A 265-nucleotide genomic window follows, 5' to 3' on the forward strand; every position below is an offset into this window, starting at 1 on the left:
GGCGAGATCTCCATCGGCCCGGTGTAGCGTGCCCCTGCCCCCAGCGTTAACCCTCTCAGCGGTGTGCTGTCAAAGGTGTAATCTCCCCACAGATTAAAGGCGTTCTCAGGGACCTGCGTCGGTCGTTTGCCCTGGTATTTGTCATCTTCGGTATTGATGGCGTGGGTGTAGGCATAGTTGGCAATCAGCGTCAGGTTATCCGTTGGACGACTCATAGCGGAAAGCTCCGCACCTTTCGATTCCACTTCCCCGGTCTGGCGATAGT

At 56.6% G+C, this 265-nt stretch carries 1 protein-coding gene; it reads right to left on the reverse strand.

The features are described 5' to 3' along the window. A partial coding sequence (locus RTW80_RS29555) for a TonB-dependent receptor domain-containing protein (protein WP_312721688.1) occupies nt 1–265 on the reverse strand: 265 nt, incomplete at both ends.

This window comes from Escherichia sp. AM3, assembly GCF_032029835.1.
In the GTDB taxonomy this organism is placed as follows: domain Bacteria; phylum Pseudomonadota; class Gammaproteobacteria; order Enterobacterales; family Enterobacteriaceae; genus Escherichia; species Escherichia coli.